At 53.1% G+C, this 22636-nt stretch carries 19 protein-coding genes; 13 read left to right on the top strand and 6 right to left on the bottom strand.

Annotation, left to right across the window (positions count from 1 at the left end):
* Entirely contained in the window at window positions 1-495 is a 495-nt protein-coding gene (locus BM114_RS06495; protein ID WP_092111630.1) for a cob(I)yrinic acid a,c-diamide adenosyltransferase, read from the top strand.
* 92 nt (window positions 496-587) lie between these two features.
* On the opposite strand, the gene BM114_RS06500 is transcribed toward BM114_RS06495, so the two are convergent.
* Window positions 588-1106, bottom strand: coding sequence for a GNAT family acetyltransferase (locus BM114_RS06500; RefSeq protein WP_092111632.1), 519 nt, complete (start codon window positions 1104-1106; stop codon window positions 588-590).
* 1 nt (window position 1107) lies between these two features.
* Window positions 1108-2145: a phenylalanine--tRNA ligase subunit alpha gene (gene pheS, locus BM114_RS06505; RefSeq protein ID WP_092111634.1), complete on the bottom strand. Its 1038-nt coding sequence runs from the start codon at window positions 2143-2145 to the stop codon at window positions 1108-1110.
* 127 nt (window positions 2146-2272) lie between these two features.
* On the opposite strand from pheS, the gene BM114_RS06510 reads away from it, so the two are divergent.
* Genes BM114_RS06510 through BM114_RS06520 form a run of 3 tightly spaced genes read left to right on the top strand, consistent with a single transcriptional unit; the run spans window position 2273 to window position 4911 of the window.
* Window positions 2273-3127 (top strand): DUF4348 domain-containing protein, encoded by an 855-nt coding sequence (locus BM114_RS06510; RefSeq protein ID WP_092111636.1) that lies wholly within the window; start codon window positions 2273-2275, stop codon window positions 3125-3127.
* Entirely contained in the window at window positions 3128-4153 is a 1026-nt protein-coding gene (gene murB, locus BM114_RS06515; protein ID WP_092111638.1) for a UDP-N-acetylmuramate dehydrogenase, read from the top strand.
* Window positions 4150-4911 carry an MBL fold metallo-hydrolase gene (locus BM114_RS06520; protein WP_092111640.1) on the top strand — a complete coding sequence of 254 codons (762 nt, stop codon included), beginning with the start codon at window positions 4150-4152 and terminating at the stop codon, window positions 4909-4911. The genes murB and BM114_RS06520 overlap by 4 nt, the downstream gene beginning before the upstream one ends.
* Before the next feature lie 356 nt (window positions 4912-5267).
* Here the strand turns inward: BM114_RS06520 and BM114_RS06525 are convergent, their stop codons facing one another.
* Genes BM114_RS06525 through BM114_RS06535 form a run of 3 tightly spaced genes read right to left on the bottom strand, consistent with a single transcriptional unit; the run spans window position 5268 to window position 6131 of the window.
* A complete protein-coding gene (locus BM114_RS06525) occupies window positions 5268-5549 on the bottom strand; it encodes a hypothetical protein (protein ID WP_092111642.1) in 282 nt (93 codons plus the stop codon).
* Between the two features lie 4 nt (window positions 5550-5553).
* On the bottom strand, window positions 5554-5904 hold the full coding sequence (locus BM114_RS06530) for a phage holin family protein (RefSeq protein WP_092111644.1): 351 nt from the start codon (window positions 5902-5904) through the stop codon (window positions 5554-5556).
* Window positions 5905-5912: 8 nt separating this feature from the next.
* Window positions 5913-6131 (bottom strand): YtxH domain-containing protein, encoded by a 219-nt coding sequence (locus BM114_RS06535; RefSeq protein WP_092111828.1) that lies wholly within the window; start codon window positions 6129-6131, stop codon window positions 5913-5915.
* Window positions 6132-6374: 243 nt separating this feature from the next.
* On the opposite strand from BM114_RS06535, the gene BM114_RS06540 reads away from it, so the two are divergent.
* Genes BM114_RS06540 through BM114_RS06555 form a run of 4 tightly spaced genes read left to right on the top strand, consistent with a single transcriptional unit; the run spans window position 6375 to window position 9900 of the window.
* Window positions 6375-6869 (top strand): SPOR domain-containing protein, encoded by a 495-nt coding sequence (locus tag BM114_RS06540; protein WP_092111830.1) that lies wholly within the window; start codon window positions 6375-6377, stop codon window positions 6867-6869.
* The gene (ruvX, locus tag BM114_RS06545; RefSeq protein ID WP_177207069.1) at window positions 6870-7286 is read left to right on the top strand and encodes a Holliday junction resolvase RuvX; all 417 of its coding nucleotides are present in this window, start codon (window positions 6870-6872) and stop codon (window positions 7284-7286) included.
* Window positions 7287-7340: 54 nt separating this feature from the next.
* Window positions 7341-7901, top strand: coding sequence for a peptide deformylase (gene def / locus BM114_RS06550; protein WP_092111649.1), 561 nt, complete (start codon window positions 7341-7343; stop codon window positions 7899-7901).
* Between the two features lie 7 nt (window positions 7902-7908).
* Window positions 7909-9900: a tetratricopeptide repeat protein gene (locus BM114_RS06555; RefSeq protein ID WP_092111651.1), complete on the top strand. Its 1992-nt coding sequence runs from the start codon at window positions 7909-7911 to the stop codon at window positions 9898-9900.
* 56 nt (window positions 9901-9956) lie between these two features.
* Here BM114_RS06555 and BM114_RS06560 read toward each other — a convergent pair whose 3' ends face one another.
* The gene (locus BM114_RS06560; protein ID WP_092111652.1) at window positions 9957-11234 is read right to left on the bottom strand and encodes a serpin family protein; all 1278 of its coding nucleotides are present in this window, start codon (window positions 11232-11234) and stop codon (window positions 9957-9959) included.
* Between the two features lie 537 nt (window positions 11235-11771).
* Here BM114_RS06560 and BM114_RS06565 point away from each other — a divergent pair.
* From BM114_RS06565 to BM114_RS06585, 5 genes are all read left to right on the top strand, one after another.
* Entirely contained in the window at window positions 11772-14432 is a 2661-nt protein-coding gene (locus BM114_RS06565) for a substrate-binding domain-containing protein (RefSeq protein ID WP_092111654.1), read from the top strand.
* A 162-nt stretch (window positions 14433-14594) separates the two neighbouring features.
* Window positions 14595-17708 carry a SusC/RagA family TonB-linked outer membrane protein gene (locus tag BM114_RS06570; protein WP_092111655.1) on the top strand — a complete coding sequence of 1038 codons (3114 nt, stop codon included), beginning with the start codon at window positions 14595-14597 and terminating at the stop codon, window positions 17706-17708.
* Window positions 17709-17748: 40 nt separating this feature from the next.
* Entirely contained in the window at window positions 17749-19503 is a 1755-nt protein-coding gene (locus tag BM114_RS06575) for a RagB/SusD family nutrient uptake outer membrane protein (protein WP_092111657.1), read from the top strand.
* Between the two features lie 66 nt (window positions 19504-19569).
* Window positions 19570-20997: a DUF4960 domain-containing protein gene (locus tag BM114_RS06580; protein WP_092111832.1), complete on the top strand. Its 1428-nt coding sequence runs from the start codon at window positions 19570-19572 to the stop codon at window positions 20995-20997.
* Between the two features lie 7 nt (window positions 20998-21004).
* Window positions 21005-22591 carry a glycoside hydrolase family 32 protein gene (locus BM114_RS06585; RefSeq protein ID WP_092111659.1) on the top strand — a complete coding sequence of 529 codons (1587 nt, stop codon included), beginning with the start codon at window positions 21005-21007 and terminating at the stop codon, window positions 22589-22591.
* Window positions 22592-22636 lie beyond the last annotated feature (45 nt).

Genomic DNA, 22636 nt, shown 5'->3' on the forward strand with positions numbered 1-22636 from the left:
ATGAAAATATACACGAAAAAAGGCGACGACGGACAGACGGCTATCGGCCGCGGCGACCGAGTGAGCAAGACCGACATCCGCATAGAGGCCAATGGCGAGATAGACGAGCTCAACGCCCTGCTGGGCGTAGTGCGCACGCTGTTGCCGGAAGAAGATAAGGATGCGCTGATTATAAAGGAAATCCAACTTGTCTTGATGCGGGTGATGGGCCATGTGGTGATGCCGGACTCGGTCAGTCCGGAGGGGTTGGAAACCCTCACGCAGCGGATGGAGGCGCGCATAGACGCCCTTGCTTCCGCGGCTCCTTTCGGCTTCGTGGTTCCCGGAAGTTCGCGGCAGGAGGCGTTCCTGCATGTGGCCCGTACCAAGGCGCGTACTGCCGAGCGCCGCCTCTGGGCGGTGAGGGAGTGGTGGCCGATAGCCGATGAGGTCATGAAATTCATGAACCGGCTTTCCGATTACCTGTTTGCGGTGGCCGAAAAGGAAACCTTCTGAAAGGAAGAAGGCCGCCGGCAGGAATGTTACACGCCGTGTGTAATCGTGTTACAAGCCGTGTGTAATCGTGTTACAAGCAGCGTGTAATCATGTTACAAGCTGCTTGTAACTTTCTCGGGAGCCGTGGTCTTCTGGTAGGCCAACCGCTCGGTGCCGTCCGTAAGGTAGATGATTCCGCAATAGTGGAACCCGTATTTCAGGATGAGGTGCTGCATGACGGTGTTGTCGCGGTGGGTGTCGATGCGGATGTTGTCGGTCTGCGTGAAGCAGAAGTCAAGTATGTCGTTGAACGCATGGTGCCTTCCCGGCATGCTTGCCATGCGGTGCACCACATAGTAAGGCTCCTCGTTGAGCCATTTCCCCTCGTAAATTTTCCTATAAGTGATGTCGGGTCCCGGCACAAAGGCAAATGTCGCTATCGGCATGCCGTCTTCTTCGAGAAGATAGCTGTTGCCGATGGCGACATCCTGTAATATCGTTTCGCGCGAAGGCTGACCGTCCGTCCATTGGTGCATGTTTCCGCTCCGGCGCATCTTCTGCCGCCCGTAGTCGATGAGCTGCAGGATGCGGTAGAGGTCTTCTGCCGTGGCCTTGCGGAACGCCCTTGCCATTTTAGCGCGCCGTCTTGAATTCCTCGAGGAACCGGGTGTCGTTTTCGGAGAACATGCGGAGGTCGCTCACGCGGTATTTCAGGTTGGTGATGCGCTCCACGCCCATGCCGAAGGCATAGCCGGTGTATACCTTGGAGTCGATGCCGCATGCCTCGAGCACATTCGGGTCGACCATTCCGCAGCCGAGAATCTCCACCCATCCGGTGTGCTTGCAGAACCCGCAGCCCTCTCCGCCGCAGATGTTGCAGGAGATATCCATCTCCGCACTCGGCTCGGTGAACGGGAAGTAACTGGGGCGCAGGCGGATTTTCGTGTCGGCCCCGAACATTTCACGGGCGAAGGTGAGCAATACCTGCTTGAGGTCGGTGAAGCTCACATTCTTGTCGATGTACAGCCCTTCCACCTGGTGGAAGAAGCAGTGGGCGCGCGCCGAGATGGCCTCGTTGCGGTAGACGCGGCCCGGGCAGATGATGCGCAGCGGCGGCTGGTGGGTCTCCATGTAGTGAGCCTGGTCGCCGGAGGTGTGGCTCCGGAGGATGATGTTCTTGGTTACATCGTTCGGATTCTGCTCGATGAAGAAGGTGTCCTGCATGTCGCGTGCCGGATGATCTGCCGCGAAGTTGAGCTTGGTGAAGACATGGAGGTCGTCGTCTACCTCCGGCCCTTCGGCCAGCGTGAAGCCCATGCGGCTGAAAATATCGATAATCTCGTTCTTGACCACGGTGAGCGGATGGCGTGTGCCCAGCTGGATGGGGTAGGCCGTGCGGGTGAGGTCGAGGTCGTCTTTCTCTTCCTCTGAGATCTCCACCTGTTCCTTCAGCTCATTAATTTTGCTGAGAGCCGTCTGTTTCAGTTCGTTGATCTTGATTCCCACGGCCTTTTTCTGGTCGGCTGCCACATTGCGGAAGTCGGCCATGAGGGCTGTGATTTCTCCTTTCTTACTCAGGTATTTCAGGCGCAGTTGCTCTATTTCCTCAGCATTCCTTGCCTGGAGGGCACCCACTTCTTTCAGAAGCTCGTCAATTTTATCCAGTATCATATTTTCGATAAAGTTACAATTTTCGTGCAAAGGTAATAATTTTACCGTAAAATAAGAAATATCTCAAAATAAAGTTGTAATTTTGCATAACAATTTGAGAGGCAAACAGATATAAAAAAGGCCTAAGATGAAGAAATGTGCTTGGTTTTTCATGGGATTGCTAATCCTCACCATGGTGGGTTTTTCCAGTATAGGATGTTCCGACAGGAAGCCGGTTGCCACAGACTCCGCGGTGGTAGACTCCGTGGCCGACAGTATTACGACGGACACGCTGGAGACAATGTTAGAGGAACAGCCGATGCCGAAGGCTGCCGACGAACTGTTTGACGACTTCTTCTTCAATTTCGCGGGCAACCGGAGATTGCAGGTGAAGCGCATCCGGTTTCCCCTTGCCGTCGTCCGTAACGGCAGGCCGGAGAAGCCTATACAGAAGAAGGGCTGGCAGGTAGACCATTTCTTCATGCGGCAGGAATACTATACGCTCATCTTCGACAACCGCAAGCAGATTAATCTGGTAAAGGATACCAGCGTGAACCGTGTTGCCGTGGAGAAGATTTACTTTAAGAGCAAGACCGTGAAGCAGTATCTCTTTGACCGGGTAGACGGCCTCTGGATGCTCACGGCCATCCATTACAAGCCTATTTCACAAAACATGAATGCCAGTTTCCTGACATTCTATGATAAATTCAGCTCCGACTCGACTTTCCAGATAGCGAGCATGAACGACATGGTTACCTTCACCGCTCCTGATCCGGACGACGACTTCAAGAGCATTACGGGCGAAATGGTTCCCGAGCAGTGGCCGATGTTCAAGCCGGCCATCATTCCTACGGGCGTTATCTACAATATCCTCTATGGGCAGAAATATACCGAGAGCACCCAGAAGATTCTCATGGTGCGCGGTATAGCCAATGGTCTGGAGATGGAAATGACATTCCGCAAGAAGGGCGGGGCGTGGAAACTCGTGAAATTCAACAGCTAAATGAAGGACCTGAAGTCTTATTCTCTCCTGCGGCACAACACATTCGGCATTGATGCCCGGTGCGACCGATTTCTCGAATACGCATCCGCCGAAGAGGCCGTGGAAATCGTCCGCGGCCTGAAGGAAACCGACCAGCCCCTGCTCCTGTTGGGGGGAGGGAGCAACCTCTTGCTTACGGGCGACTATCATGGCACTGTGATCACTCCTGAAAACCGGTTTGAGGTCGTGGAGTCAGAAGATGCAGACGAGGCTGACGGCATCTATCTGCATTGCTGGGCGGGCACGACTTTCGACGATGTGGTGGCCTATGCCGTGAAGCAGGGCTATTATGGCATGGAAAACCTCTCGCTTATCCCGGGACAGGTGGGAGCTTCGGCCATTCAGAATATCGGTGCCTACGGGGCTGAAGCCAAGGATTTCATCGATGAAGTGCGGGCTGTTGAGATTGCAACGGGAAACATGGTCGTCTTCAGCAATGATGATTGCGAGTATAGTTATCGGCAGAGCAAGTTCAAGCATGCGTGGAAAGACAAGTTTCTCATCGTCCAGGTTACTTATAAACTCTCACGAGCCTTTGTCCCGAAGCTTGACTATGGCAATATCCGCATGAAGCTCAAGGAGCAGGGGATAGGGCAGCCTACGGCGCAGCAGCTTCGGGATGTGATTATAGAAATCCGCCGGGAGAAGTTGCCCGACCCGCAAATCTTGGGGAACGCAGGCAGCTTTTTCATGAATCCTATTGTCTTCCGTGAGAAATACGAGCAGCTGGCGGCGGAATACCCGGGCATGCCCCATTACACCATTGACGGTGAGCACGAGAAGATTCCGGCAGGCTGGATGATTGAGCAGTGCGGCTGGAAGGGGCGTCCCCTTGGCAAGGCCGGAGTTCATAGCAAGCAGGCATTGATACTGGTGAACCTCGGAGGTGCCACGGGCACCGATATCTTGAATCTTTGCGAGGCTGTCCGCGCGGATGTGAAGCATAAGTTTGATATAGAGATTTATCCGGAGGTGAACATCCGATGACACTTACTTTCCTTGGAACGGGTACTTCGGGGGGCGTCCCGGCGTTGGGATGCCAGTGCGAAGTGTGCCGCAGCAAGAATCCCAAGGACAAGCGGCTGCGCTCGGCTGCCTTGTTGGAGAGCGGAAACACGCGCGTTCTGATAGATTGCGGCCCTGATATCCGCCAGCAGCTCATGCCGCTGCCTTTCAAACCGATAGACGGTGTGCTCGTAACCCACATTCATTACGACCATGTCGCGGGGATGGATGACTTGCGTCCATTCTGCGTTTTCGGCGATATTCATGTCTATGCCAATAAGGCGACGGAGCACGGTTTAAGGCATACGATGCCCTATTGCTTTACCGAGGAACTTTATCCCGGGGTTCCCCGATTGGAGTTGCATGTGATTGCGCCTCATAGATCCTTTGCGATTGGCGACTTGGAGATCATGCCGATTCAGGTGATGCACGACAGGCTGCCGATACTCGGTTTCCGTGTCGGGAACTTTGCCTATATCACCGATATGAAGACTATCGGGGAGACGGAGATGCCCTATCTGGAAGGAGTGGATACCCTTGTGCTGAATGCCTTGCGGTGGGAACGGGAGCATCACAGCCATATGCTGGTGGGAGAAGCTATCGAGTTTGCTCGCAGGGTGGGGGCTGAATCTACCTATTTTACACACATGACTCATGAGATTGGCTTTCATGATGATGCTAACCGGCAGCTTCCGGTTGGATTTCAATTCGCTTACGACGGTTTGAAAGTCAATCTGTAAGTGAATTGATAGAAAAAGGTTAAAAGTGATAAAATGGCCATTGTTTTACTTAAACAATGTTATAAGTGTGCGTTCACACATTTAAAAATTTGCATATTCCTATTTTATGTTTAAATTTGCAGTGTGTTTTTCATAGTATTAGATTTAAGGTTAACAAGGTAGGGACTCAGCGGAGTCCCATTTTTTTATATCCTGACTTTTACCTTGGGGATATCACGGAGGCTGGGAGTTGTGGCGGCAAGGTATGCCTTCAGAAAGGCATGCAAACAACTCTGTCCATTTGACAGGTGCTTGCCGCTAACGGGCATAGCTCAGACTTGTCAAATGAACAGAATAGGGGGAAGACAGTCTAAAAACTATCTTTTCTTTTTCTTTGTATTGAAAAGTTGTTTTCCGCTGAATTTATGGTAGAGTTTCCATCCCAGGATGACGGCATCTAAAATCCCGGCTCCCGTGTTCATCAATGTGTTGAATCGTTTTGACGGGGTCAGGGCGGCCGTTGGTTCCGGTTTATGGAACAGTTCTTTCCACATGGAGCGAATCTGCTCGTCGTCTTTGCGAATGTCTTTCAGGAGCATCTCCTTCCTGAGATGTATGTCAGAAAGTGAACGATAGGTTGATAAGTCGTCAGTATTCATAGGCTTATTTCTCCATTAAAAGACTCGCCAGGAAATGCACGAGCGGGCGCTCTATCCATCTATGGCGGAAAATGACACACAATATCAGCACCAGCAGATACACTCCTCCGACAACGCAGAAAGCCCAGGGCAGGCCCATGCTGGGCTCGAGTGCATAAGCCAGGGCGAACGAGAAGTAGATAAGGGTAAGCATCAGCAAGACCGAGATGACAACGGTAATCGTGGCCACGGTGAGCAGGCGCACGACCTTTTCTGCCATATCGAGCTTCACATATTCGCTTTGAAGGCCGATATAGTGCTTGAGCACTTCGACAAGCTGCCCTATCGTTTCTATGTTTCTGTCGTTCGAGAACATCTGTGCGATTATTCAACGACCTCTGCTGCAGCGTCCTTGATGTCGTCTACAAGGTCGTCAACCTCTTTACGCGATAGCTTGATGTCATGCTTCTTGCAGAATTCATCCACGGCATCTGCGATTTTGTTGCGTGTGTCAACACCCTTTTCCGGGGCAAAAGCCAAACCTGCGGCAGCACCTGCAATGGCTCCGCCAATGAAAGCTCCGATATAACCTAATGTCTTCATAACCAAATAATTTATTAAATAGTTTAACATTCTTCGTCCGGCTGGCGGACGATATTCACTCGCAAATATAAGAAAAGAAATGAGAACGGCAATGAAAACGGTAGCCATTTTTTGTTAAATAGTTTCTATTTTGTTGATTTAACAAACTTTATGCGCCATTTTCGCTTGTGTTTTCGATATTATTCGTAACTTTGTTGCACTAAAATGAGTATTTAAGTTTAATTTCAATAAGAACAGAAAATGATGAAGAAAAGTTTGGCTATGTGCGCAGGTTTCTGCGTCGCCCTCGTCTTAGCAAGTTGCGGCTCAAGCAAGGAAAGTGCTTATAAGAAGGCCTACGAGAAAGCAAAAGCTCAGGAGCAGGTGGCTCAGGATCAGCAGCCTGTTACCCAAGCCCCTGTCGTGGCACCTATCGTTCAGCAACCTGCGACACAGACTACAGTAGTAGACAATGTTGATAATGCAACCGTTCGTACGGAGGATGTTACCCTCGTCAGCGGCGCAGGACTCCAGTCTTATAGCGTGGTAGTAGGCTCTTTCTCGCTGAAAGCTAATGCGGAAGGGCTGCAGAATACATTGAAGTCTGCCGGCTATGATGCCCAGATTGCTTACAACTCAGCTCGCAATATGTATCGCGTGGTGGCTTCTACGCATTCTGACAAGGCTTCGGCCGTTGCAAGCCGCAATCAGTTCCGCGGTGGAAATTATCCAGACGCCTGGCTGCTCTATAAGAAATAACTGATGCGAATACTTTCCGTAGACTACGGTAAGAAACGCACAGGATTAGCAGTGACCGACCCTTTGCAACTGATTGCAAATGGTTTGGCCACTGTTTCTACATCCGAAATTTTTGAATATCTGGCCGCTTATATCCAGAGAGAGCCGGTTGAGCGGATCATCATAGGGAAACCCATGCAGCCCAATGGGCGTCCGAGCGAGAACATGGTGCGTGTGGAGCAGTTCGTAAACCGATGGAAGGAGCTGCACCCGGATGTTCCGATTGAGTATTACGACGAGCGATTCACCTCGGTTCTGGCGCATCGCGCCATCCTCGAGAGCGGCATCGGCAAGAAGGTCCGCAGGGAAAACAAGGGCCTGGCGGATGAGATAAGCGCCACGATAATCCTTCAGGATTGGATGAAATCCCGCAAGTAGGATAGAAATACTTTAGAAAAAAGATAGTAGAAATCAGCTTTTAAAGGAGATTGAATGATATTACCTATTTATATATATGGACAACCAGTGCTTCGGAAGACGGCAGAGGACATTCCCCTCGACTATCCCGACTTGAAGCAGCTGATACAGGATATGTTTGAGACCATGCACGCTTCTGACGGCGTAGGGCTCGCCGCGCCACAGATAGGCAAGCCTATCCGTGTAGTAGTGATTGACCTTGATGTGTTGAAGGACGATTTTCCCGAGTATGAGAACTTTCGGCGTGCCTTCATTAATCCGCACATCCTCGAGTATGACGACACCGAGACGGAGACTTTGGAGGAGGGTTGTCTCTCCGTGCCGGGCATCCACGAGAGCGTAACGCGCCCCACGCGCATCCATGTGAAGTATGTCGACGAAGAGCTCAAGGAGCATGACGAGTGGGTGGAAGGCTACCTCGCCCGCGTGATGCAGCACGAGTTCGACCACCTCGACGGCACGATGTTTGTCGACAGGGTCAAGCCCTTGCGCAAGCAACTCATACGCAACAAGCTGAAGGCAATGATACAAGGCAAGTATCGTTGTGCCTATCGTACAAAACCCTTGCATCGATAGCTGCCCCATGCGCCGGCATATCATAGTTTTCCTGGTGTCGTTGCTCAGCCTCCCCGGATTCTCCCAGTACAATACCGACAGGCTGCTGACCAGTGGGGAGGTGGCTCTCCACTATGAGGACTATGTGTTGTCGATTCAGTATTTCAATCAGGTCATAGCCCTGAAGCCCTATCTTTACCAGCCTTGGTATTACCGTTCCGTGGCGAAGTTCTATTTAGAAGACTTCGTAGGAGCGGAAAACGATGCCACACAGGCCATCCGCATTAATCCCTATATTGACCAGATTTATGATCTGAGGGCTATTTCCCGTATCCGGCAAGAGAAGTATAGTGATGCCATTGACGACTACGGGCAGGCCATCCGGCTGAATCCTGGCCAGCGCAACTTTTGGTTTAACCGCGTCATCTGTCGTATGAACACGAAGGACTACAGGCAGGCTCATCTCGATGTAGACACGATCGTCGCCCGTTGGAGCCAGTTCGCCAACGCCTATTCCCTCAACGCGGAGGTCTATCTGCACGAGAAAGACACTACAGAAGCGGTAAAATGGCTTGACAAAAGCCTGGAACTCGACCCTTACGACGGGAATGCGTGGACTACGCGAGCCTATATCAGCCTGTCGCGAAGGCAGTGGAGGGAGGCCGACAAGTATCTCAGCGAGGCCATCCACCTGAAGCCCAAGACCGTGGGAAACTATGTCAACCGCGCCCTGGCTCGCTACAACTACAACAATCTGCGCGGAGCGATGGCGGACTATGATACTGCCATCGACCTCGACCCCAACAATTTCCTCGCCCACTATAACCGCGGCCAGCTGCGCATGCAGCTCGGAGACGACAACCGGGCCATCAGCGACTTCGACTTCATCATCCGCATGGAGCCCAAGAACTTCATGGCCATCTTCAACCGGGCTCTCCTCAACGACCGCACGGGCAACCTGCGCGACGCCATACGCGACTATACCACGGTCATCGACCAGTTTCCCAACTTCTGGACAGGCCTCTCTTATCGTGCCAACGCCTATCGGCGGCTGGGCATGACGGCCAAGGCCGAACTCGACGAGTTCCGCATCTTCAAGGCCCAGATGAACAAACACCAGGGCATACAGCCGCGATGGAGCAAGGGAAAGCGTAAGGATGTGCGCAAGCGCAGTGAGATTGACCCGGAGAAATACAATCAACTCGTGCAGGAAGACGAGAACGAAGTGGAGCATGAATACAAGAGTGCCTACCGCGGACAGATACAGAACCGCGCCGTCGAGGTGGCCTTCATGCCCCTCTACGGCCTTTCCTACTTCCAGTATAACAACGGCGTGAAGTCCTATCAGGCCTTCGACCCCGAGGTGGAGGAGTTCAACCGCACGGAGAACTCGCGGGAGAAGCTCTATGTGAACTGCAACCCCGTGCAGCTCGACGAGGCTCAGTCTACGGCCTTTTTCCAGCTGATAGACAGCCTTTCCGCACGGATAGAGGCCACGAAAGGTGTCGACAAGGCGAAAGGGTTGCTTATTCGCCGTGCCGTTGCCTACGGCACGGTGCAGGACTTTGACGCAGCCATCAGCGACCTGACGGCCTATATTCACCTCGACAGCATTTCTGCCATGGGCTATTGGGAGCGTGCCGTGTGCCAGATTATGATGAACAACTTCAACGCTTCACATGGAATAGATATCGAAATAAAGATGATGAAGGCGCGAGACGACCTCGACCGCGCCGTGAAGCTCAGTCCCAAGAATGCCTATCTGTATTATGACCGTGGCAATCTTCATGCCGTCCGTAAGGAATATGCCAATGCCATCGATGACTATACGAAGGCGATAGAACTCGACGGGAAGCTGGCCGAAGCCTATTATAACCGCGGTCTTGCTCGCTATTATAACGGCGACAGGGCGGGTGGAGTGCACGACTTGAGCCGTGCCGGAGAGCTTGGCGTCTATAACTCCTACAGCGTTATCAAGCAGTTTAACAAAGAGAAAGGCCTGGCTGCTGATAATCGTTAAAACCGCCCGTATGTATTTCTGCGTCTGTATTTAGATAAGTCTGATTTATCTTCTGTTTATTCTCCGTGGTAGGTGCCGATGTAGCAGATAGCCCCAAAGGGGTCGTATATCAAATAGACGAACGGCCGGTTGGCTTCGAAATAGGCGATATTCTCCTCTTTTGCTATGACCAGCGAGAGTTCCGCAAACTCCGTGCCGGTAACCGATTCGGCCGTTGTTCCCCATTCATCCACCTTGATTTTGGTTTGCTGCTGTATCTTGTTTATCTTTAAGGGCTTGTCGCTGATGTTTACCAGCTCGGCATCATCGCCGAAAGCTTTGTGCATGCCCAGTTGCCGTAGCGGCTCTTTGAGCGACATGTCGGTTGCTGCCTCAAACTTAGGGATGGATATATGCACCTCTTCATAGGTCTTTAGCTTTCCTTGTGCAGCGCGCAGTTCTTCCATGGACAGCCGATCTATGAAGGCCCGGAGGTCGACAAGGCTGTCCGGCAAGATGATTTGCATGTTGAATCCACCGGTGTAATGCGTGTTCAGAAGGCTGAAGTTTGCGTGTTTGCAGACGCTGCTATACTTCTCTTTGTCTATCTTGCTCATCATGCTTACCTTGCTGCTCGTACCTTCGTAGAACGGTTTCGGCCTTGCCTCTGAGAATTCTTCCGGCCATACGCCGGCGAAGTTGTTGGCATTTACGAGCAGTAATTTCGTGTCCCGGTCAACTTTCAGGGGCATGCGGGGAATCATGCCCGCCGTCTGTTCATTGCACCAATCGTCAAGCCTCTTCTGCATTTCTTCGTCAAATCTGCCCTCTATGACTCCTGCAAAATAGTCTTGCTCCATCTTTGCCCGGTAATCTTCCTTGAAATAGTCGCTGCCTTCCGTGGCAATTATATTTGCACTTTTCAGGTAAGAACGATTCATGAAGACAGAGCCCACGCTTACCTGCGGACTGTCTATGGCCAGGGAGAGCATCTGCCGGTGGGCAAACTTGTTGAACGCTTCTATCTCCTTTTCGCTGATGCCCAGCGCCTTGCATATTTCCCCGCGAGTTTCCCCCGTTGCCCCGGTAGCAGTCATGTTGAGCAGATATAATGCTCCCAGGGGCGAATATACCTGGTTTTTGCCGTCCTTGCCTGCCGCGAGTTGCCGGAAGAGGCGCAGTGAGAAGTCGTTTTCCTTGTTTATCAGCAGCTTCTCCGCCTTGCTCAAATCGTAGTCCGGCACCATGCTTCTTGCAGCCTCGGTGAGCGTCTTTTGTTCACTACAAGCCGTCAGGAGCGCTGCCGTTACTCCGCAAAGCATTGCCAGGCCCCAAGATATAAGTGTTCTTTTCATATTAATATTGTTTACGGTTGCCGATTCTCAGTTATCTCGCAAATATAATATATTTTCTCGGAAACCATGGACATTCACCGTGATTTCTTTCTCTGCCTCTTCTTCTTTTCTTGAAAAACGGGTGGAGTGCGCGACCTGAGCCGTGCCGGAGAGCTCGGCATCTACAACTCCTACAGCGTTATCAAGCAGTTTAACAAGGAGAAAGGCCCGGCTGCCGGTGGTCGTTAGCATCCGTTCAGGCGATGGTTTCCGAAGGCGGGAGCCGCCCGCCGCAATGCCCGAGGTAGCCGGGAGGAATGTTACAAGCGGCGTGTAACGCGATTACACGCCGTTTGTAACACGATTACACACGGCTTGTAGCATCACGGGTGGCCGCCTTTTGTTTCAGGTAGAGCCGCCCGCCGTCCCGCCGGTGCCCGTTTCCCGTTCCGCTTCGTGCCCCTCACCGGCAGGAAAATATCTTTTGTTTTTCTTGCGAAATTCAATAAAAATCTTGTATATTTGCAAAAGAGCCTAAACAAATGACTAAAAAATACAATGAGGAAGCGTCGTTTCTTATTCCTATTCACGGTTGCTCTCTTTCTGCTCACGGCCTGCGGAAGGGGCGAGAAGCAATATGTCATCGGGGTGTCGCAGTGTTCGGAAGACATCTGGCGGGACAAGCTCAACGGCGAGCTTGTCATGAGTACCTACCAGCATGAGAATGTAAAGCTGGAGTTTGCGTCGGCCGGCGACAACGACGAGCTCCAGACCGAGCAGATACAGCGGTTCATAGACGAGGGCGTAGACCTTATCATCGTCTCGCCCAACCAGATTCACACCATCTCGTCGGTCATCGACAAGGCCTACGGAAAGGGCATTCCCGTCATCCTCTTCGACCGCAAGACCGACTCCAATAACTATACCGCCTTCATCGGGGCAGACAACTATGAGGTTGGCCGGCAAATGGGCGACTTCATCGCCCGGCAGCTGGGCGGCAGGGGAAACATTGCCGAGATATGCGGCCTGAAGGGCTCCTCGCCGGCCATAGAGCGCCATAAGGGATTCATGGATGCCATCAGCCGCTATCCGGGAATCAAGTTGGTGGCCCGCAGATATGCCGGATGGCTGAAGGAACGGGGCAGGGTAGAGATGGACAGCATCCTTCTGGCAGGCACGAAGGTCGACTATGTGTTTGCCCAGAACGACCGTATGGGCATCGGCGCGCGGCAATCGGCATGGAAGCACGGCGCCAAGAACATCCGCTTCGTGGGTATTGACGCCCTTCCCAGCCGCGGGGGCGGACTGGAGCAGGTGCGCGACGGCCACTTGGTGGCGTCTTACATCTATCCCACCCGTGGCGACATCGTCATGCAGCTGGCGCTCAACATCCTCGAGGGAAAGCCTTACCGCCGCGACAATTACCTGAAGGGGGCGCTCGTTACGCGCGACAACGCCGGCGTGCTACTCCTTCAGAACGAAGAACTGGACAAGCAAAGCAGCCGTCTGAAATCGCTCCACGGCAAGGTGAACGACTATCTGGCGCAATATAATCACCAGCAGATATACATGCTGCTGTCGGCCATCATCATCCTGCTGCTCATCGGCCTGATTGCCTACATCTACCACACGCTCGCCCTGAAGCGGCGGATGGAGGAGAAGGCCACCAACGCTAAGCTGCAGTTCTTCACCAATGTGAGCCACGAGATACGCACGCCGCTCACGCTCATCGCCGACCCCATAGACCATCTGCAGCACGCCGACAACCTCACTCCGCGGCAGCAGGACATGCTGCGCATCGTGCACAGGAACATCGATGTGCTGATGAGGCTGGTCAACGAGATACTGGAATTCCGCAAGGTGCAGAACGGCAAGATGACGCTGAGCCTCTCCGACTTCGACCTGGCGATAAGCCTGCGCCAGTGGGCGGAGGTGTTCGAGGAGGCTGCCGCCGCCAAGAAGGCCGTGCTCTCACTGGAGCTGCCCGAGCGGCTGATGATGCACGCCGATATATATAAGGTGGAGCGCATCTGTTATAACCTGCTCAACAACGCCGTGAAATACTGCGCCGAGGGCAGCCGCGTCGTCGTGTCGGCGCACGAGGAGGGCGGCAACGCCTGCATCCGCGTGGCCAACGACGGGCAGGTGATTCCCCGTGAGGAGCTGTCGCGCGTGTTCGAGCGGTTCTATCAGGCCGGTAATGCCAAGGGCGGCACCGGCATCGGGCTTGCCTTGGTGAAGGCCTTTGCCGAGTTGCAGGGCGGCACGGTCAGGGCGACGAGCGACCCCGGCGGGCTGACCGAGTTCACCGTAACGATTCCCCTGCAGGTGGTTTCCGCTGCTGAATCTACGGCTTCTGCCGCCTCACCGGCTGCCTCCGGTCCCACCAGGGACGACCAGTCGGCCGACGACCTGAAGTCGAAGGTGATGGTAGACAGAATCACCGAGGGCGCCGAGGAGAAGCCTTCCATCCTCGTCATAGACGACAACGCCGACATCCGCGCCTATATGATGGCCGTATTGTCGGACTCCTACGAGGTTACGGAATCGGCCGACGGAGCCGAGGGACTGCGTCGCGCCCTGCGCGATGTGCCCGACCTGATTGTCTGCGATGTCATGATGCCCGTCATGGACGGCTTGGAATTCTGCCGGCGCATCAAGGCCGACCCCATCACGAGCCATATCCCCGTCATCCTGCTCACGGCCCGCATCATGGAAGAACACCGTGCACAGGGCTACGAGCAGGGTGCCGATGCCTACCTCACAAAGCCGTTCAGTAGTGAAGTGCTGAAAGCCCGCATCGGCAATCTGCTGCTCAATCGCAAGCGGATGAAGCTGGCCTTTGCTGCCGAGGGCGACCATGCCAGGGCCGACTCGCCGGCGGCGTCGGCCGAGCCGAAGAGCATGGAGACGGAGTTTATCGACCGGTTCCGCAGGCTGATGCAGGAGAAACTCGCCGCCCCCGACCTGAATGTAGACCAGCTGAGCAGCGACATGGGCATCAGCCGGGCGCAGCTCTACCGCAAGATCAAGGCCCTCACGGGCTATTCTCCCGTGGAGGTGATACGCGAGGCGCGGCTCAAGCGTGCGAAAAGGCTGCTGGAGACCACCGACAAGAGCATTTCCGAGGTGGCCTATGCCGTGGGATTCTCCACGCCGAGCTATTTCACGAAGTGCTACAGGGAGCGTTTCGGCAAGAATCCCGGCAGTAGGGAGTGAGGCCTGTCAGGGCTTAAAAAATCGTTCATTTGCTGCGAATTCCGTCATGATGAAACATTATTTGCATGCTGTGAACGATTTTTTCAGGACCGGAATGTTAGAAGAAAGTATCTTTGCGGCAGATTACAAAGACCAAAATACTAACTTCTAACATTTTTTCTAATGGAAAACCTAAGGAAAATCTTTCTGAGCGCAATGCTCTTTATGATGTTCTGCAGTCTCGCGAATGCGCAGGACATTCCTGTTTCCGGTACCGTTGTCGACCCGACGGGAGAACCGGTCATCGGTGCGACGGTCATGCAAAAGGGAACTTCCAACGGTTCCGTGACCGACATTGACGGACATTTCTCTTTCAAGGCTCCCAAGGGCTCGATGATCACTATTTCCTACATCGGCTTCGCAGACCAGGAAGTGGAGGCAGGCGAAAACCTTACCATCACCCTGCAGGAAAGCTCCACGGAGCTGAACGAGGTCGTTGTAACGGGCTATACCACGCAGCGCAAGGCCGACCTGACGGGTGCCATTTCAGTAGTAAGCGTCAACGACATCGCCAAGCAGAATGAAAACAACCCCATCAAGGCCATGCAAGGCCGGGTGCCGGGCATGAACATCTCGGCCGACGGTTCGCCATCAGGCTCAGCTACCGTGCGTATCCGCGGTATCGGAACACTGAACAACAACGACCCTCTCTACATTATTGACGGTGTGCCCACCAAGGCTGGCATGCACGAGCTCAACGGCAACGACATCGAGAGCATACAGGTGCTGAAGGATGCAGCCTCGGCAAGCATCTACGGTAGCCGTGCTGCCAACGGTGTAATCATCATCACCACCAAGAGCGGAAAGGACGGAAAGGTGAAGATCAATTTCGATGCCAGCGTGTCGGCACAGACCTATGCCCACGAGATGGAGGTGCTCAACGCCAAGGAGTTCGGACAGGTGATGTGGCAGGGCTATGTGAACGACGGTCTGAACCCTAATTCCAACGGGCTTGGCTACCGCTATGACTGGGGTTACGATGCCCAGGGCAATCCCGTTCTGAACGGCATCACCATGAACAAGTATCTGGATGCGGCCGGAACCACGCCCGCTGCCGACACCGACTGGCTCGACCAGACCACCCGCACGGGAATCATCCAGCAGTATAATGTGTCGATGAGCAATGGGTCTGACAAAGGGACATCGTTCTTCTCGCTGGGCTACTATAAGAACAAGGGTATCATTGAGCACTCCGACTTCGAGCGTTTCTCCGCCCGTATGAATACCAGCTACAACCTGCTGAAGATTGCCGAGCGCAACATCATCACCATCGGCGAGAGCTTTACGCTGAACCGCACTTCCGAGGTGCAGGCTCCCGGGGGCTTCTTGGAAAATGTGCTTCAGTTCAATCCATCGCTCCCCGTCTACACCACGAGCGGCGAATATGCAGGTCCTGTGGGCGGCTATCCCGACCGTGAGAATCCCGTGGCGCGCCTCAAGCGCAACGCTGACAACCGCTACAGCTACTGGCGCGTGTTCGGCGATGCCTACATCAACATCAGCCCCATCAAGAACTTTAACATCAAGTCGACCTTCGGTCTCGACTATGCGCAGAAGCAACAGCGCATCTTCACCTATCCCATAACCGAGGGAACGGTGGCCAATCCCACCAATGCCGTAGAAGCCAAGCAGGAGCATTGGACCAAATGGATGTGGAACGCCATCGCCACCTATAATCTGGAAATGGGCAAGCATCGCGGCGATGTCATGATAGGTACGGAGCTCAACCGCGAGGACGATACCAACTTCAGCGGTAAGAAATTTGACTATTCGGTTCTCAATCCTGACTATATGTGGCCCAATGCCGGTGTAGGAGAGGCTGAAGCCTACGGCGGAGGCGAAGGTTACACCTTGGTTTCCTTCTTCGGCAAGCTCAACTATACCTACGACGACCGCTATCTGGCCAGTTTCACCGTGCGCCATGACGGCTCCAGCCGTTTTGGAAAGAACAACCGCTATGGTACCTTCCCATCCGTAAGTGCGGGCTGGCGCATCAGTGAAGAGAAATTCATGAAGAAATTCAGCTGGATCGACAACCTGAAGTTCCGTGTCAGCTGGGGGCAGACAGGTAACCAGGAAATATCCAATATCGCCCGTTACACGCTCTATGTGAGTAACTATGGAGAAGCAGGATTCGGCGGGCAGAGCTACGGAACAAGCTACGATATCGAAGGAACCAACGGGGGAAAGACTCTTCCTAGTGGATTCAAGCGCAATCAGATAGGCAATGATAACCTGAAATGGGAGACCACCACGCAGACCAACCTTGGTCTCGACTTCGGTTTCTTCAGGTCGGCATTATATGGAAGCTTCGAATGGTATCATAAGAAGACCACCGACATCCTCGTGTATATGCCCGGCATCGGTGTCATGGGCGAGGGCTCGTCGCAGTGGATCAACGCCGGCGAGATGGTGAACAAGGGTATTGAGCTCAATCTCGGATACCGCGGAAAGATGGGCGACTTCCAGTATGACCTCGCCGGCAACATCGGCACCTATCGCAACGAGATAACCAAGCTCCCCGAGACCATCGCAGCCAACGGCACCTTCGGCGGAAACGGCGTGAAGAGCGTCGTGGGCCATCCCATGGGTGCGCAGGTGGGCTATGTCTATGACGGCATCTTCAAGAGCCAGGCCGAAATCGACAACCATGCCCAGCAGAACGGCGCCGGACTGGGTCGCATACGCTGGAAGGACCTCAACCACGACGATGTCATCAACGAGAGCGACCAGCAATGGATATATACTCCCGTGCCGGATTTCTCTTGGGGTCTGAACATCTACCTGCAATACAAGAACCTTGACTTCACTATGTTCTGGCAGGGAGTGCAGGGCGTGGATGTCATCTCCGACCTGAAGAAGGAAACTGACCTGTGGAGCGGACTCAATATCTCGAATCTGAACAAGGGTCGCCGCCTGCTCAACGCATGGAGTCCCACCAATATGGGCTCTAACATACCGGCCGTCAGCACGATGGACAATAACAACGAGAAGCGTGTGAGCAGCTATTTCGTAGAGGACGGCTCGTTCGCCAAGCTACGCACGGTGCAGATTGGCTACAACTTCCCGGAGAATCTGACCAAGAAACTCTATATGGAGCGCCTGCGCATATATCTCTCTGCCCAGAATCTCCTGACCATCAAGTCGAAGAACTTCACGGGCGTTGACCCCGAGAATCCGAATTTCGGCTATCCTATTCCTCTGAACATTACTTTCGGGCTGAATGTTTCATTCTAAGTGTAGCATCAACATGGTTTCAACATTAAGATTCAAGACAATGAAAACGAATTATATATACAAAGGTGCGAAGGGACTGGCCGTCTTACCTCTCTGCCTTCTCGCCCTCGTCTTTTTTACCGGATGCAGCAACTTCCTTGATGAGCACACTCCACAAGGAACGCTCAGCGACGACCAGGTGAAGACGCCTGAGAATGCCGACGCAATGGTTATCTCGGCCTATGCCATATTCACTTCGGCCGAGGATATCAACTCCTCCTTCTCCATGTGGAACTTCGATGTGCGCAGCGATGATGCCTACAAGGGCGGAAGCGGAACCAGCGATGGAGATGTGTTCCATCAATTAGAGGTGGAGCAGGGAGTGCTTACTACTAACTGGAATATCAACGACATGTGGGTGCGCCTCTATAATGCCATCTCGCGTGTGAATACGGCCATTGCCCTACTCAACCAGACTAATGACAGTTTCACCATGAAACAGCAACGCCTGGCTGAGATGAAGTATCTCCGTGCTTATGCCCACTTCCTTCTGAAGCGGCTCTACAAGCATATTCCGTTTATTGTCGACGAGAACATGAGCTACGACGACTACACCCAACTGTCCAATACGGAATATAGCAACGATGCAGGCTGGCAGGTTATCATCGACGACCTGATGGAAGCTTACAACACTCTGCCGCAGACCCAGGCTGACAAAGCTCGCCCCACAAAAGCGGCTGCAGCAGCCTTCCTGGCCAAGGTGTATCTCTACAAAGCCTACCATCAGGATGACGAGAAGAGCAATCAGGTAACATCTATCGATAAGGGCGATCTGGAGAAAGTCATCGAGTATACCGACCCTTTGCTCTATACCAACTATGGTCTGGAGGATGACATTCATAACAACTTCCGTCCCGAGGACCAGTACGAGAACGGCAAGGAGAGCATCTGGGCCATCCAGTACTCGCACAATGACGGCTCCACTTATGGTAACCTCAACTGGAGCTATGGCCTCATCGTGCCCAACATTCCCGATGTTACCGACGGCGGTACTGATTTCTACAAGCCGTCGCAGAATCTGGTGAATGCTTTCCGCACCGATGCCTCGGGCCTGCCTTTGCTTGACAATTTTAACGCCAGGGACTACGACAAGGCCATCGACAATGCCGACCCTCGCCTTTTTCTCACCGTAGGAATGCCCGGGCTTCCCTATGAGTTCAATGCCAACTTTATCATGGATCGCACCAGTACCTGGAGTCGTTCAAATGGACTCTATGGTTATTATGTTACGCTGAAGCAGAACATCGACCCCGACTTGATAGGTACCTATCTTATCAAGGGCTCCTACTGGGCCAGCCCGATGAATCGTATTGTGTTCCGCTACGCCGATGTCTTACTGGAGCGTGCCGAGGCTTATGCACAGCTCGGTAATGCAGGACAGGCCATACAGCTCGTCAACGAATTGCGCACCCGCGCCGCAGGAAGTACCCAGATGATTTCCAACTACCACAGCAGATATGGAGTGAACATCTATGTGAGAAACTATACCGGCAACTACGACAAAGAACAGGCTCTCAAGATTGTGAAGATGGAACGCCGACTTGAGCTCGGAATGGAAAGCGAGCGCTTCTTCGACCTCGTGCGATGGGGCGAGGCAGCCACCGTGCTCAACAAGTATTATGCAGAAGAGGCCAACGACTGTGCAATCTACAGCAGCGCCAAGTTCACGGCCAACAAGGATGAATACCTGCCTATCCCTTATTCGCAGATTGCGGCTTCCAACGGACACTACACCCAGAACATCGGTAACTGGTAATCGTCGGGAGTGATAACAAACTATCATTCAAGAATGATTAATGAATCGTTTAAAGACAAAATAGCAATGAAAAAGAACAATATATATATAATAAAGGTAGTAAAGGTTCTGTACCTTTTGCCTCTTTGCCTTTTGGCCTTTCTGTTCCTGACAGGTTGCAACAGCGACAACACAAGCGACCTGCAACTTGAGGGTAACTGTATGGTCGAGGCACTGAAACTCGACAGCTATGAAGGCAATGTCGACCTGAAGACGCGCACCATTACCGTGCGTCTGCCCGAAGTCTATGAGACATCAGCCATGAAGCTAACGGCTCTCCAACTGTCGCCGGGAGCCACCTGCGATGTATCGGAAGGCGCAACGCTCAACATGGATGCTCCTAAGACACTCCATGTGAAGAATGGCGATGTGTTCATCGACTGGACGCTCAGTGTGCTTCACGATGAGGCTCGCATCACTCAGTTTGTGCTTAACGACATTTATACAGGCACCATAGACCAAGATGCCAAGACCATCACAGCCTATGTACCGGCATCGATTGGGGTAGAGAGTCTGGTGCCCACCATTATCTATAGTGCCAACGCCACCATCACACCGGCTTCAGGCGTGCCACAGGACTTCACCAATCCCGTTACTTATAAGGTAACCAACAATTCGGCCGAGAGCACTTATACCGTAACCGTCCATGCCATCGACAAGCCGAAGGCTCTCTTCGTAGGCGACGCAGCCAACATGAACGACCTCGATCCAGAGGCAAAAGAAGCTTGCCTGTGGATGCTGTCAAATGTGTCCAGCTCGCTCTATGCATCGTTTGCCGATTTGCAGGCCGAATCCGTAGACCTCTCTGAGTGCAAGGTCATCTGGTGGCATTATCATGTAGATGGTGGTGTCGATGGCCATGATGCCTTCGCTGCAAAGGCCAAGGGGGCACTGGCGGCCAAGAATGAGCTGCGCAAGTTCTATGAGAACGGAGGTTCTTTGTTCCTCACGCGCTATGCCACTAACCTGCCATCTTTCATCGGAGCAACGGGCAGTGACGAATGGACAACGCCCAATAACTGCTGGGGACAGGACGAAGATAAGGCAGAGCTCTGTGGGGGACCGTGGACATTCCGTATCTTTAACGGGCAGAACGCACATCCTCTGTGGCAGGGTCTCATTGCCGGCGACAATGCCGATGAAGTCTATTGCACCGATGCCGGCTACCATATCACCAACTCTACAGCACAGTATCATGTGGGTACCGACTGGGGCGACTATCCCGACTATAACGCATGGACGACGCGCACAGGTGCCGAAGTTCTCGGTGTGGGCGGCGATGGTGCCATCGTGGCATGGGAGTATCCTGCAACGGCAGGCAAGGGCGGCATTATATGCATCGGCTCAGGCTGTTTCGACTGGTATTCCTACACCTTCGAGGCTGGCTATACGGAGAACTACCACAAGAACATCTCTACCATTGCAAAGAACGCATTCAATTACCTAACGAAATAAAAACCTTATGAAAAAGATGATATATTCATTCGCAGTCATGCTGTCGGCTCTGTCGCTGACAGCATGCAGCAGCGACAATTTTGCTGCCGATCCTGAGAAAGACTGGGCTGGTACCACCGAGTTCTTCACCTCTACCGAAGAGAAAGGTTTCGCCACCTACTATAAGCCCGCTATCGGACGCGTGGGCGACCCGATGCCTTTCTATGATCAGAAGGCAGCCCACTTCAAGGTGCTCTACCTGCAGGACTATGAAATCAACGACAGTTATCGCTATCATCCCATCTGGGGCGTTGCCACAAACGACGGTGCCAACTATGAGTCGATAGGCGAGGTGCTGCCCGTGAATGCTTCCGCCGAGGCCCAGGATGCGGCACTTGGAACAGGTTGCTGCGTCTATAACGAGAGCGACGGACTTTATTATATCTACTATACTGGCCACAACCCGAGGTGCAAGAACACCGAAGCTGTCATGCGTGCCACTTCGCCCGATTTCAAGACATGGACCAGAGACAACGCCTGGATGCTGAAGGGCGACGACTACGGATTCTCTTCCGTTGACTTCCGCGACCCTCAGATATTCAAGGGAGACGACGGCCTTTGGCACATGGTCATTGCCAGCAACCTGAAGTTTGCCGAGTTCACCTCTGCCGACCTGAAGAGCTGGAAGTATGAGTCGCAGTTCCCCATGATCTGGGATCGCATGTGCGAGTGCCCCGACATCTTCAAGATGGGCGACTGGTGGTATCTCGTCTATAGCGAAGCCTATAAGAGCACATGGAGCCGTAAGGTGAAATACATGATGGCCAAGTCGTGGGATGCCCTGAAGGCTTGTTTCAACGATCCCGGAGCTAACTGGCCCAAGGACGGCCATGAAGGAGTGCTCGACAGCCGGGCATTCTATGCCGGCAAGACGGCTTCTAACGGCACCAACCGCTACATCTGGGGGTGGTGTCCCTATCGCACGGGAGCCAATATCTATGAGCAAAACATCAATGTCGGCACATCCGAGCCTAACTGGGGCGGTGCACTCGTTTGTCACAAGGTCATCCAGCACTCTGACGGAACGCTCACTTTGGGGAAGGTCGAGGCCATTGACGCTAAATACAATCAGGCAAAGGATGTGGCCTTGAAGGCTCAGCGGGGGGTAAGCCAGTCGGGCGATAGCTATGCTCTTGCAGGCGATGCCTATGCGCTCTTCGGCCGGTTGGGTGCTCACAACAAACTGTCGTTCACTGTGAAGACTGGCAGCGCTACCGACAAGTTTGGCATCTCGCTTGTCCGCGGCTCCGAATCAAAGAAGTACTATACCATGGTGGTGAATCCTGAGAATGAGAACACCCGCAAGGTAAACTTCGAGGAAGAGGGTCCCGAGGGAAAGGGGTTCATCGAGGGCATCGACGGCTATCCTTTCAGCCGTCCGTCCGACAATACCTACAACATTACCCTCTACACCGACAACAGCGTTATCACGATGTACATCAACGATGTTTGTGCTTACACCCAGCGTATCAGCGGCATTGCGAAGAACTGCTGGAGCATCAATGCCTATGGAGGAAGCATCACCGTTAGCAACCTTACCGTCAGCGAATATTGATAAGTCTGCTTCACTTATGGACATAATACTAATTAATAAGGAATA

Origin of the sequence: Prevotella sp. KH2C16 (genome assembly GCF_900113305.1) — a bacterium.
Classification (GTDB): domain Bacteria; phylum Bacteroidota; class Bacteroidia; order Bacteroidales; family Bacteroidaceae; genus Prevotella.